10 protein-coding genes, 1 pseudogene and 1 CRISPR repeat array are annotated in these 12,218 nt (G+C 30.8%); of the genes and pseudogenes, 6 read left to right on the forward strand and 5 right to left on the reverse strand.

The window, feature by feature from the left end; translation table 11 throughout:
• Positions 1–647: 647 nt before the first annotated feature.
• Positions 648–1,334, reverse strand: a complete 687-nt coding sequence (locus tag CGEO_RS04760) for an MOSC domain-containing protein (RefSeq protein WP_082259001.1) — start codon at positions 1,332–1,334, stop codon at positions 648–650.
• Between the two features lie 88 nt (positions 1,335–1,422).
• Between CGEO_RS04760 and CGEO_RS04765 the strand changes: the two genes are divergently transcribed.
• Positions 1,423–2,589 carry a peptidoglycan glycosyltransferase FtsW gene (locus CGEO_RS04765; RefSeq protein WP_106380153.1) on the forward strand — a complete coding sequence of 389 codons (1,167 nt, stop codon included), beginning with the start codon at positions 1,423–1,425 and terminating at the stop codon, positions 2,587–2,589.
• A 1-nt stretch (position 2,590) separates the two neighbouring features.
• The gene (gene murG, locus CGEO_RS04770; RefSeq protein ID WP_075540558.1) at positions 2,591–3,619 is read left to right on the forward strand and encodes an undecaprenyldiphospho-muramoylpentapeptide beta-N-acetylglucosaminyltransferase; all 1,029 of its coding nucleotides are present in this window, start codon (positions 2,591–2,593) and stop codon (positions 3,617–3,619) included.
• 724 nt (positions 3,620–4,343) lie between these two features.
• On the opposite strand, the pseudogene CGEO_RS04775 reads toward murG, so the two are convergent.
• Positions 4,344–5,062 (reverse strand): annotated as a pseudogene (locus CGEO_RS04775) (IS1595 family transposase).
• Positions 5,063–5,288: 226 nt separating this feature from the next.
• Positions 5,289–5,646: direct repeats of the CRISPR family, unit length 30 nt; unit sequence GTTTCAATACAAAATTTGTTCAAGCAAAAT.
• A gap of 188 nt (positions 5,647–5,834) precedes the next feature.
• On the opposite strand from CGEO_RS04775, the gene CGEO_RS04780 reads away from it, so the two are divergent.
• Positions 5,835–7,163: an esterase-like activity of phytase family protein gene (locus CGEO_RS04780; protein WP_075540514.1), complete on the forward strand. Its 1,329-nt coding sequence runs from the start codon at positions 5,835–5,837 to the stop codon at positions 7,161–7,163.
• A 96-nt stretch (positions 7,164–7,259) separates the two neighbouring features.
• Here the strand turns inward: CGEO_RS04780 and CGEO_RS04785 are convergent, their stop codons facing one another.
• From CGEO_RS04785 to CGEO_RS10285, 3 genes are read right to left on the reverse strand one after another with little or no spacing between them, the layout of a single operon-like run.
• Positions 7,260–7,496 carry a thioredoxin family protein gene (locus CGEO_RS04785; protein ID WP_075494685.1) on the reverse strand — a complete coding sequence of 79 codons (237 nt, stop codon included), beginning with the start codon at positions 7,494–7,496 and terminating at the stop codon, positions 7,260–7,262.
• Positions 7,497–7,505: 9 nt separating this feature from the next.
• Positions 7,506–8,441 carry a permease gene (locus tag CGEO_RS04790; protein WP_075494684.1) on the reverse strand — a complete coding sequence of 312 codons (936 nt, stop codon included), beginning with the start codon at positions 8,439–8,441 and terminating at the stop codon, positions 7,506–7,508.
• Positions 8,431–9,126, reverse strand: a complete 696-nt coding sequence (locus CGEO_RS10285) for a metalloregulator ArsR/SmtB family transcription factor (protein ID WP_082255669.1) — start codon at positions 9,124–9,126, stop codon at positions 8,431–8,433. Before CGEO_RS10285 ends, CGEO_RS04790 begins: the two co-directional genes overlap by 11 nt.
• Positions 9,127–9,847: 721 nt before the next feature.
• Here CGEO_RS10285 and CGEO_RS04800 point away from each other — a divergent pair.
• The 3 genes from CGEO_RS04800 to CGEO_RS04810 all read left to right on the forward strand — a co-directional run bounded on the left by CGEO_RS04800 (position 9,848) and on the right by CGEO_RS04810 (position 11,084).
• Complete coding sequence (locus CGEO_RS04800) at positions 9,848–10,240, forward strand: rhodanese-like domain-containing protein (RefSeq protein WP_075494683.1); 393 nt, start codon at positions 9,848–9,850, stop codon at positions 10,238–10,240.
• Positions 10,241–10,624, forward strand: coding sequence for a rhodanese-like domain-containing protein (locus CGEO_RS04805; protein ID WP_075494682.1), 384 nt, complete (start codon positions 10,241–10,243; stop codon positions 10,622–10,624).
• Between the two features lie 94 nt (positions 10,625–10,718).
• Positions 10,719–11,084, forward strand: a complete 366-nt coding sequence (locus CGEO_RS04810) for a DUF805 domain-containing protein (RefSeq protein ID WP_075494681.1) — start codon at positions 10,719–10,721, stop codon at positions 11,082–11,084.
• The last annotated feature ends 1,134 nt before the right edge of the window (positions 11,085–12,218 follow it).

Consider the following 12,218-nt stretch of genomic DNA (forward strand, 5'->3'; position numbering starts at 1 on the left):
AACTCGGCGTTGTTTCAAGATACGCAGCATATCTTCTAAGCGGTGCAGAGTAATGATATCTTATATTGCTTTAATTGCACAAACGATGCGTTGAGTCTTTTTCTGATATATAAATATGCTATTAAGCTACTAATATGGCTTGAAATATGCAAATTTACTTATGAAAAATAACAATTTGATAAGTTATAAAAATATTGCTAAAGCTTTAGAAAAGCGAAGAAATAATGCTTGTGGTGCATCAATAGCGCAATAGTTAGACTTGTTATATAAGCAAAGAGCAATGTATCTTTCAAGAAGTTTCTAGCTTTGAAATGATTTTATCTAGCTCAGACTCATCATATTTAATATAAATAAAGAAATGCAAATAACGCCCTAGCTACGGTATTTCTTAAATAAATCGAATTTAAGCTAAATTTAGCTAAATATTATTAAAATTTATAAATTAGCAGAACTAAGATAAATTTAATTATAAATAAGAGTCTTTAAATTTGCATTTAAAACAAAAATTTTATAATAATATTAAAAATTCAAAGCATAAATTTAACATAAAATTATAAAATAAACTTCTAATTTTACATTTATTTATAAAATTAAAAATATATGGTTAAAGAATATATATAAATTTTAAACCAAAAATATCTAAATTTTTATAAGCTTCTCATATATTCATTATCATAAATGCCTAAAATTCGCTCTTGAATTGATTTATCCCAGCCGTTTTTTATTGTTTTTAGCTTTTTTAATTTTTCCAAAAGCTCTAAATGCTCTTTTGGCGCGTAAAATAGCTGATTTAACTCCATGATACTTAAATTTGCACTATCTTTTTGCACAATTTCAACCTCATCGCCACATTTGCAACTTCCATTTTCAACCACTCTGTAGTACCAGCCAGTTCGCCCAGTTTTAAAAATTTCGGCTGTAAATTTGGCATTATTAAAAAATTTTGAAATTTTAAAGCATGGCTTTCTAGGCTGACTAACTTGCAAAACCAAAGAGCCTATTTTGTGTATATCGCCCACGCAAACGCTGTTTTCATCAAGCTCATCTATGCTTAAATTCTCACCCATATCTCCAAATTCAATTTTAGTTTCTAAAAAATTTTCCCAAATTTTGTAGTTTTTAGCGCTATTTGCAAAGATTGCTTTTTCGATTCCGCCGTGATTTTTAGTATCTGCAACGCTATCGTTTATAAATCCAAGCTCGTTTGCATAAACCTCGCCTTGAAATGCAACTTTTTTCATCGCACTTTGCCATGGTTTTTCTAGCAAATTTATATAATTTTCTTTGCCATATTTTTGAATTTTTCCAACACCTAAAAACAAAATTTTAGCCATCTTTTGCCCTTTTTCTCGTAATTATACCACTTGTTTATGAGTTTTAAAGGGGAATTTCATTAGAATTTGCAACTTTATGGAGGAAAATTTGAGAACTGATAGAACGCTTTTTTATGTTTGCACTATTTTGATAACTATAGGAGTGGTTTTTTCGCTCTCTTTGACTGCGTTTACTGTTTTGGCGTATGATTATGACCACTTGCATTTTTTTATCAGACAGTTTGGAGTTGGCGTTATCGGGGTGTTTTTGATGTGGAGCATTTCTATGTTAAATCCAGATAAAATTCTCACTTTTATCGGACTATTTTTGTTTTTAACGATGTTTGTTGTCATGATAACCATGCCTTTTTTACCACCATCAATCGTAAAAGAGGTAAATGGAGCTAATCGTTGGATAAGATTTCCTGGAATTTCATTTGCTCCGGTTGAGTTTTTTAAAATCGGATTTATATACTTTTTAGCTTGGAGTTTTACCAGGAAGATAGATGATACAAAAAAATCGTTTTGGACAGAGGTTTTTATACTTTTTCCATATACTATAGTTTTTTCGTTTATTATTTATATAATAGCTTTTTTGCAAAATGACTTGGGGCAAATTTTTGTTTTGAGTTTAGTGCTTTTGATGATGGTGATTTTTGCTGGAACAAGTTTTAAAATTCTAGGCAGTGGAGCTATGCTTTTAGTGGTTGCTGTTTTTTTGGTTATCACTATGAGTGAGCATCGTATAAGGCGTGTGTATTCGTGGTGGGCTGGAATTCAAGATATCGTTTTGTCATTTTTACCAAGCGATATCGCACAAAAACTTCACATAGAAGGCGCTCAAACACCTTATCAAATTTCTCACTCTCTAAACGCTATAAACAACGGTGGGTTTTTTGGACAAGGGCTTGGCATGGGAACGTTTAAGCTAGGTTTTTTAAGCGAGGTTCATACCGACTTTGTTTTAGCTGGTATTGCAGAAGAGGCTGGGTTTTTTATGCTTGTAGTGATAGTAGGGCTGTTTTTTACGCTGCTTTATAGGATTTTTAAAATTTCATCAAGGGCAAAAAATAATGTTTATTATCTATTTTCGCTTGGTATTGGTTTTATGTTTTTGTTCTCTTTTATGGTAAATTCATACGGCATAACATCTCTAACTCCAGTAAAAGGCTTGGCTGTGCCATTTATAAGTTATGGCGGAAGTCAGCTTTTAGCAGCTTGTTTTGCTATAGGGCTTGTTTTAATGGTATCTAAAAAATCAAAACTAGAAGGCTGATATGAGTATACTTATCACAGGTGGTGGGACTGGCGGACACCTAATCATAGCTAAAACTATCGCACTTGAGCTTAAAAAGCGAGGCATTAAAACTGTTTTTGTAGGCTCAACAAAGGGGCAAGATAAAAAATGGTTTGAAGGAAGTAATATCTTTGATAAAACATACTTTTTACAAAGTAGTGGAGTGGTAAATAAAAGCGGGTTGGCTAAATTTAACTCACTTTTTAACATCTTAAAACTATCATTTAAATGCAAAGATATCTTTAAAAATGAGGGTGTAGAGGCGGTTTTAAGCGTTGGGGGGTATAGTTCATCGCCAGCGTCTTTTTGGGCTGTATTTAGCAAAACACCATTTTTTATACACGAACAAAATGCGATGATAGGCAGACTTAACAAACTTTTAAAGCCATTTGCAAAATCGTTTTATAGCTCATACGAAGAGCCAAAATTTGACTATCCGATAAATGAGATTTTTTTTCAAAAAGCAAGAATTAGGCAAAATTTAAACACAATAATTTTCCTTGGTGGCTCGCAAGGTGCGAAATTTATAAATAACCTAGCTATGCAAATAGCGCCAAATTTGCTAGAACGCGAGATAAAAATCGTACATCAATGTGGCGGAAATGACTTTGAAAAAGTTAGCAAATTTTATAAAGAAAAGCGCCTTGATGTAGATGTTTTTGACTTTTCGCTAAATTTAGCCAGTAAGATAGAGCAAGCGGATTTGTGTGTTGGGCGAAGTGGCGCAAGCACGCTTTGGGAACTTTGTGCAAACCAGCTTCCAGCGATATTTATCCCATTTCCTTACGCGGCAAACGATCATCAGTTTTATAATGCTAAATTTTTGCAAGATATGGGTTTGTGTAAAATCTTTCGAGAAAGTGGCATTGAAAATGAGAAAATTATCGATGAAATTTTAAACTACGATGTAAATTTAGTAAGCCAAAATTTAGCCAAAGTTGTAGGCAAAAATGGTGGCGAAAAAATCGTTGATGATATGCTAAAAAAAGCTAAATTCAAAGAAGTATAAGTGGTCGATATAAACATAATTTCTGGTATTATCGCCCTTGTTGCGGTGGCATTTGCTTTTGTGATATTTTTTAGTCAAGATGATAAGAAAGATAGTTGAAATTTTAAATTTAGTTTATTTTTAAAAAAGTTTTTGCAAATTTGCTATCTTTGGCGATATAAATGCTGCGTATTTTCCGCAAAAATTTATAATATTGGGTGTGAAAAACTTGCATTATGCCAAACGAAAATTAGGCTGATAGATTTAAAATTTGATAAATGAAACTAAGTCATATTGTCTACAAGAAGTTTTTATAAATCTGCTTGCATTGACTGTAAAGCTGTAAAATCGATGACTAAGAAATATTGCGCTTAAAGATGGCTAAAATGCGCGGAATTTGGTTGCTAAATTTAGCCAGTAAATTTTACTAAACTAGAAATTTTAAAACTTGAGTTTGTAAAAAAACTGGCGAATTTATGAGAAAATATAAAGCTTTATTTTGAGGTCAGCTGGGCTTTGAAGATAGTATCGCTGTTTTGATGTATTTAAATTTATATAGTTTTTACTACCTAAATTTTACAAAAATGTTTATGAATAGTTTTGTTTATTGCTATATTTATGGCTAAAAATGACTTTGCAATTTTTTAAAATAAGATTTTGAAGGTATTGTTTGTAAATCTTTTGTAATGCACCAGATAGAGACTTTGCTGTATTTTACGGAAAATTGGTATAAAAATATTTAGGCTCAAAACAAGTTAAGCGGATTTTCTCTTATCAATTTAAGTAAAATTTGATATAAGTTTTCTCTGTTATTAAACCTAAATTCACACTCTTTTAAGTGCAATATAAAATTATCTTTTTTATGCCTTTAAATTTACTTAACCTATGCTTTGCATAACCCCAGAAATTCTCTATACCATTTATGTGATTTTTACCATTAGCGAATTCATTTTTGCAGTGTTTTATACGGTAATGAGCTTTTGCTCCATAATCCACTAAACCATCATAAGCTCTCCAACTATCAGAGTAAATAATACTCTCATTTAGCTCACTAAACTCTCTTAATATTGACACTAGCTCACTTGCACTGCAGTTTTTAACTACTTGTGTATAGACCTTACCATTCTTGTTTTAACATACCAAATACTAGTTGTTTATTAGCTGCACCTATGCCTCTTTTGCCTCTTACTCTTTTAGCTCCTTCTATTTACAGTTACTAGCAAAGCGAAGTAAAAAGTAGCTTTCATCTATTTCTATCTCGCCATCAAATTTAGAAATTTCCTCGCATTCTTGTGCCATTAAAATTCTTATCTCTTTTAGAATTTTATTGATAGAATTTCTAGAAGTATTACAAATTTCAGCTATCTTTACAGCTTCTAAATCAAGGCAAAAATACTTGAGAATTTCACGAAATTTCTTTTCAGAAATTCGGGAACGGTATATGTATTTGTTTTTCATCGACAGCATAGTAGTTAAAAACCCCTTTAAAAGTTTTTAACTTGTCTTGAGCCTAAATTTAATAATCTGTTTATATTATAATAAATATTTATGTAATTTGTATTAAAAAGAGAGTGCGGAATTTTATAGATAAAAAATAAATTTAGATAAGTTTTTAGAATTTATCTAAATTTTTCCTTATAGCACGGAAATTTTATAGGTTAAATGTCTAAATTTTCTTATCACCAAACAAGTTTCAATACAAAATTTGTTCAAGCAAAATCATCAGTATTTCTACTGCCTTCCGCTTCGCTTCACTGTTTCAATACAAAATTTGTTCAAGCAAAATTCTTATTAATTTGCAAGATATAGTAGCCAAAGGCACGTTTCAATACAAAATTTGTTCAAGCAAAATAACTAGCAGGTATTATAGAAATTGCCTCGCTAGGCGGTTTCAATACAAAATTTGTTCAAGCAAAATGATAAGGCTAAAGTTCTTGAGATTATTAAAAGATAGTTTCAATACAAAATTTGTTCAAGCAAAATATTTTAGATAAAGATGGAACATATGTAATCATGACGTTTTAATTCAAAATTTGTTCAAGCAAAAGATTTTATAAATCTGTTTTTATAGTCTACTTAAAGATTTTTAATACAAAATTTAGCTACAAAGCAACAAAAACATCTTATTATCTTAAATTTCATCTATGTTTATATCATAAAATAATTAAAGTATTAAAATGTTTCTATAAAGTTATTTTTAATCTGTAGTATTCTCTTAAAATTACAGGAGGAAAACATGAAAAAATTTAGCTGTTTTGTAGCTTTTATCTTAGTTGGTTCACAGCTTTTAGCTGAGCAAAAATTTAGCGCCACATTAGCAGGACACGCTATTTTGCCAGCTGCTTCGTTTATAAATGTCCCAGATGATGCGCCAGAGTTGCTTCGCACAAATGGTAAATTTGAAAAAACAAAGCGAACCGATAGACTAAAATCCTTTGAGGGTGTGTCAAATGGCAGACCAACAGGCGTGATGTATCCTTTTAGCGCTCAACCAGCACAAGGGCATTCTGGAATCATAAGTTTAGGAGATGATAGATTTGTTTTGTTAAGTGACAATGGGCTTGGAAATAAGTTAAACTCAAAAGATAGTGCACTTTTTTATAACATCTATAAAGTTGATTTTAAAACTGGAGAATTTAAACGAGAAAAGAGCGTATTTTTACACGACCCAAACAAAAAAGTTCCATTTGCAATCCAAACAGAAGCGACAAAAGAGCGATATTTAACCGGTGGAGACTTTGACCCTGAGAGTATTCAGTTTGTTGGCGAGTTTGTATATATCGGCGATGAGTTTGGACCATATATCATAAAAGCCGATAAAAACGGCGTTGTGATAGATGTGTTTGACACGATAGTTGATGGCAAAATCGTTCGCTCGCCTGATAATCCAGCTTTAACTTTACCAAATTCGCCTGATGAGAATATGCCTAAATTTGAAGTAAGTCGCTCAAAAGGTTTTGAAGCGATGGCGCTAAGCAAAGATAAAACTAAACTATATCCGCTTTTAGAGGGCGCTTTGTTTGATTATAAAAGCGGCAAAAAAGAGAGCGTTGATGGGAAAAATTACTTAAGAATTTTAGAATTTGATGTTAAAAAAGATACTTGGAGCAAAAAAAGTTGGAAGTATATACTTGAAGCAAACGACCATGCTATTGGGGATTTTAACATGATAGATGAAAAACACGGACTGATAATCGAGCGTGATAATGGCGAGGGAACGAGTGATAAAGCTTGCAAAAATGGCGAAGATAAGAGTAGGTGTTTTGCTGATGTGGCTAAATTTAAGCGAGTTTATAAGGTTTGGTTAAGCGATGATGGCATAGCTAAAAAACTTGCATATATTGATTTGCTTGATATTGAGGATACACGCAAAATTTCTAAAAAACCACTTGTTAATGGTAAATTTGTCTTTCCGTTTTTTACTATAGAAAATGTCGATGTCGTAGATAAAACCCACATCGTTGTTGGTAATGATAACAACTATCCCAAATCATCTAGCCGTGAGCCAAACAAAGCTGATGATAACGAGCTGATTTTGCTGGATGTGGGTGAGTTTTTAAAGTAGTTTGAGTAAAAGTGCTGCAGATTTTAGCCAAATTTAAGGATTTGGCTAAAATATAAGAAATTATAACTTAAAAACTATCTTAAAATTACAAAATATTTAAGCGTTTTTTAATAAATTTACTATCTCATCAACGCTTAAAACTTTGCCACTGCTTAAGACTGTGCCATTAACAACGAGCGCTGGCATACTTAAAACATCGTATTTTAAAATCTCGTTTATATCTTCAACTTTTATAACTTGTGCAAATTTTGCACTTTTTGCAACGGCTTCTTTGGCATTTATCTCTAAGGCTTTGCACTTTGCACAACCAGTTCCTAAAATTTCTATCTTCATCAAATCTCCTTAAAAAATATAGTTAAAACTTATACCTAAAGTTATAATTCCAAAGCTAACTATAAGTATAAATATGGTTAAAAGCTTGAAGCTTATAATCTTTTTAAGCATCAAAAACTCAGGCAAACTTAGCGTAACAACTGCCATCATGAAGCTAAGTGCAGTCCCTATAGGAAGTCCTTTGGCGACCAAAGCTTCGATAAAAGGCACGATTGCAATCGCATTTGAATACATAAAAATACCGCTAAAAACCCCAACAAAAACACCAAAAACATTATCAGTATAACGCTGTATAAATCCTGTCGGGATATAACTATGAATCAGCGCTCCAATGGCGATAGCAAATAAAACATAAAGATAAATTTTGCTAATTACATCTATCATCTCATCTTTGGCTATCAAAATTCGCTCTTTTATACTAAGTTTTTGCCCATTTTGAGCTTTGTTTTCTATAGGTTTTATCTCAAAAAGCACCTCTTTTTCAAGCTTGAGTTTTGATATAAAATATCCACCAAGCATTGAAATAACAATGCCAAAAAGCGTATAAGCAAGTGTGATTTTAACTCCAAATAAAGAGATTAAAAGTGCGATTGCTACTTCGTTATTCATCGGAGCTGATATAAGGTAGGTAAATGTCACGCCCAAAGGGATTCTTGCTTGCAAAAATCCGATAAAAAGCGGTATAGCACTACATGAGCAAAATGGCGTTATAACTCCAAAAATCGCAGCGTATAAATAACCATAAAATGGGTGTTTGCTCTTTATATACTCGCGAACTTTTTGCGCATTTATAAAGGTTTGTAAAAATGATATAACCCAAACGATAACAACAATCAAAGCTAAAATTTTTATACTGTCATAGATAAAAAAATGAACTATATCGCCTAAATTTCCACTTAAATTTAGCCATTCGTAAACAAATTTTCTTGAAATATCATACCACATTTAACTCATCCTTTACTACTTTTACGAGTTTTTCTTGCATTAAATTTAGCGTTTTTTCAAACTCGCTAAACTCCTTGTCGCTTGGATCGTCAAAGGCTAAATGAAGCGTTTTGGCTGCATTTTTAACGACTGGACAACTCTTTTTAGCATCATCGCAAAGTGTAATTGCTAAATCAAAACTCTCACAAAGCGAATTTAAGGGCTTTGGATAGAGTTTGTTTGTGAAAATACCTTTTTGGATTAATAATTTTTTTGCATTTGGATTTATCTCATTTGATGGATTGCTTCCAGCGCTATAAGCCTTGATAATACCGCTAAATTGCGCATTTATCAAGGCTTCTGCCATGATAGAGCGACACGAGTTGTGAGTGCAGACAAATAGCACTTTTTTTATACTGTGAGGCAAAATTTCACACTCAAGGTATGAAATTTCTTTTAAAGTAGCCGTTCTAAACTCATCTAATGGACTTCGAAGAGAATAATACGACCACTTGCCATCTTTTCTTACCTTTAAAAAACCGCCATCTTTTAAGATTTTAAGATGTCTTGAAAGGCGTGATTGTATCATGCAAAAAGCCTCTTGGAGTTCGCATACACAGCATTCGCCATTGGTTTGTAGATATTTTAAGATTTTGATTCTTGTTTCATCGTTTAGCGATGAGATTGTCTGTAAAAAATCTTGCAAATTTAGTCCTTTTTAAAATTTTCGTAAGTATAGCGAAATCATATCGATAAATCAAGATATCTTGATATGAAAACATTTATATATCTTGAAAGTGGAAAATAATAAGCGAATAGAGAGAAGCTTGAAGTTGTTGCGAGTTGTTGTTGCGAGTTGTTGTTGCGAGTTGTTGTTGCGAGTTGTTGTTGCGAGTTGTTGTTGCGAGTTGTTGTTGCGAGTTGTTGTTGCGAGTTGTTGTTGCGAGTTGTTGTTGCGAGTTGTTGTTGCGAGTTGTTGTTGCGAGTTGTTGTTGCTATGCGGTCAAAGAATATAATTTATTTTTATAATTTCATATCTAATCAAACTTATTTTTATAGCAAAAAACAGGCTGATAATTAAGTTAAATTTTATTTTTATTAAAATTTAACTAAATCAAATTTGAAAAAAAGTTTAATTAAAACCTTTTTTATGACAATTTAACGTATTGTTAAGCTATATTTAAATATAAATTTATTATTAATATCTAATAAAATTTAAAATAAAATAATAAATATTTATATAAACCGCGCAGAATTTTTATAGTAGTAAAATTGCCGTATAGAATTTACTATGTATTATCTTTATAAAAAATTTTAAAAAATTAGTAATATAACCTTATAATTATATAAAAATGATATTTTTTTCTAACCTTTTGTTAAGTTAATTTCTATAGAATTAACACTAAATTTAATATATAAGGAAAAATATGAAAAAGATAGCTTTGGCTCTAGTAGCGCTCGCTGTAATGGCGTTTGCCGATGTTAAAACTGTGGTGGTAACTCCAGAGATACTAAGTGATAAAACTTTGCAAATAGTTGATGTAAGAACTCCGGCAGAATGGGCGCAAACTGGCGTGGTTAAAGGAGCTGTCAAAGTATCATATACTAGCGAAAATGGTGTAAATGAAAATTTTGTAAACGAGCTAAAAGCAGCAGGAATCGACCCGAATAAACCAGTTGCTTTGCTGTGTCATAGCGGAAACAGAAGCAAAAAAGCAGCCAAGTTGCTTGATGAAGCTGGGTTTAAAAATATTATCGATTTAGATGGCGGTGTTACAAGGCTTGAAAACGAGTATAAATATCCGTTAGTAAAAGAGTAAATGAAGAGTTTGTTGATGGCTGAATTTGGTGATAAAAACCTTATAAAAGTAAAAAGCACACCTTTGCTTTCAAAGATGCTTGAAGATGAAAATTTGCAAATTATCGATATAAGAACCTCGCAAGAATGGGAAGATGGAAGCGTAAAAGGCGCTATAAAAATAACGTTTATCGATGAACTAGGGCAGGTAAATCCAGACTTTTTAGATGAGTTTGATGCAAAAACTGACGCTTCTAAAATAAGAGCTTTACTCTGTAGGAGTGGGTATAGGACGTATTTTTGCGCTAGGTTTTTAACTATCGCTGGTAGAAAAAATATCATAAATTTAAGTGGTGGCATAAACGAATTCAAAGCTGTGCAAGTTCAAAGCCACGCAAGCTTTTAATGAAATATAAATTTAAATAAATTAACTTTTATATAAATTTAAAACTATTTTGTTATTATTTTATCGTTGTTATAAATCAAAAAAAGGAGTAGCGATGAGTGCGTTTGGATATTTTAAAAAGGTGTATGCGGAGTACTTTAATTTCAATGGTAGGGCTAGGAGAAAAGAGTATTGGTATTATACGCTTTTTTATACTATTATTTCTATTGTTTTAGGGACTCTTGATTTGTTGATTTTTGACATGGAAATACTTAGCTCGATATTCTTTTTAGTATCGCTTATACCATATTTAGCAGTTAGCGCAAGAAGGCTTCACGATATAGGAAAAAGCGGTTGGTGGCTACTGATCGGCATTATACCGATTCTTGGCGGTATAGTTTTGCTGGTATTTTTCATAATCGATGGCGAGCAAGGTGATAATGAGTATGGGCTAGATCCAAAACGTGAGTATAGCTTTTAGACATTTTAACTAGCGTTTTGTTGATAGTGCAAAAAATATTTGTTTTTTAGATTTTGATAGCTAAATTTTAGCAAATAAATATCTAAAATAATAAGTTAATTTTATAAATATTTTATGGGAAGTATCTGTAAATGATAAATTTATTTAAATTTAGTAAATTTCAGATACTTTCGTTTTAAAATATATCAGATTTAAATCTCTATAAAAAATGGTTAAATTTAGATACTGGCGGAATTAAATTTACAATCTAAGATTTATTTAAGCCATATAAAAAATTTACAAGCTAGATAAATTTTTTGATTTAAAAATAAGGCGCGTTTAGTTTTGATAAAAGTTTTGTTGCTATTAGCTGCGAAAATAATATAGGTAATTTAAAATTTGGAAGTAAAGGTTAGCTAATTTTTACTTTTTTAAATAAAAATTTCATATAAACAAAGAAAATTTATAAAATTTTAAAATAATTTTTTGGTTAAAATTTTATAGAGAACAGACTTTGTACAATATTAATTTTTGCTAAATAATATAAATAATTTTAACTATTTTTTATATAAAATACATACAACAAAGCAAAATAGGGCGGCAAAGTAAGATTAAAATATAAATGGTTTTAAAAAAATCTGCCAAAAAAAGTTATGGCTATTTCGCTTGATAAAATATAATTTACATTTTTAATAACTGTTGAAAATATTTTATAGGGTTAAATTTAACATTTTATAGTATTTGACTTATCATTTTGGCTAGAAATATTAAAATTTTTAAAAACTTTATATTTTATTTTTTGTGGTTGCCATTGTTTTGTACTATTATTATAATAAGTAATTATTTAAAGTTTAGTACGAAATTTTAGTAAATTTGCTATGCAATTTTGTTGATATTTTACAAATATTTTTATCTTTAGTTGTTCTTGTAAACAGGATATTTCTAAAAGTTTACTAAAGATTATCAACTAACTTTTAGACTTTTAATTGTTGCAAAATATGTATTTTAAGAAATTTTTTAGCAGCTAACAGTTGATTAAGCCTATTTAAAAATCATAGATTTTGCGGGTTCGCTATTTAAGATTTTGCATAGAGTGTCTTGCGAAATATTTTAAAAATTTTTTGCCAAAATTAATTTTTAAAACCCAGAGCCCAG

This window comes from Campylobacter geochelonis (assembly GCF_013201685.1).
GTDB classification, from domain to species: Bacteria; Campylobacterota; Campylobacteria; order Campylobacterales; family Campylobacteraceae; genus Campylobacter_B; species Campylobacter_B geochelonis.

Excerpts from the sequence above, each read along its gene's own strand:
- CGEO_RS04805 (WP_075494682.1), top strand. The coding sequence starts at position 10,241 with ATGAAGAGTTTGTTGATGGCTGAATTTGGTGATAAAAACCTTATAAAA.
- CGEO_RS04780 (WP_075540514.1), top strand. The coding sequence starts at position 5,835 with ATGAAAAAATTTAGCTGTTTTGTAGCTTTTATCTTAGTTGGTTCACAG.
- murG (WP_075540558.1), top strand. The coding sequence starts at position 2,591 with ATGAGTATACTTATCACAGGTGGTGGGACTGGCGGACACCTAATCATA.
- CGEO_RS04790 (WP_075494684.1), bottom strand. The coding sequence starts at position 8,441 with ATGTGGTATGATATTTCAAGAAAATTTGTTTACGAATGGCTAAATTTA.
- CGEO_RS04760 (WP_082259001.1), bottom strand. The coding sequence starts at position 1,334 with ATGGCTAAAATTTTGTTTTTAGGTGTTGGAAAAATTCAAAAATATGGC.
- CGEO_RS04810 (WP_075494681.1), top strand. The coding sequence starts at position 10,719 with ATGAGTGCGTTTGGATATTTTAAAAAGGTGTATGCGGAGTACTTTAAT.
- CGEO_RS04800 (WP_075494683.1), top strand. The coding sequence starts at position 9,848 with ATGAAAAAGATAGCTTTGGCTCTAGTAGCGCTCGCTGTAATGGCGTTT.
- CGEO_RS04785 (WP_075494685.1), bottom strand. The coding sequence starts at position 7,496 with ATGAAGATAGAAATTTTAGGAACTGGTTGTGCAAAGTGCAAAGCCTTA.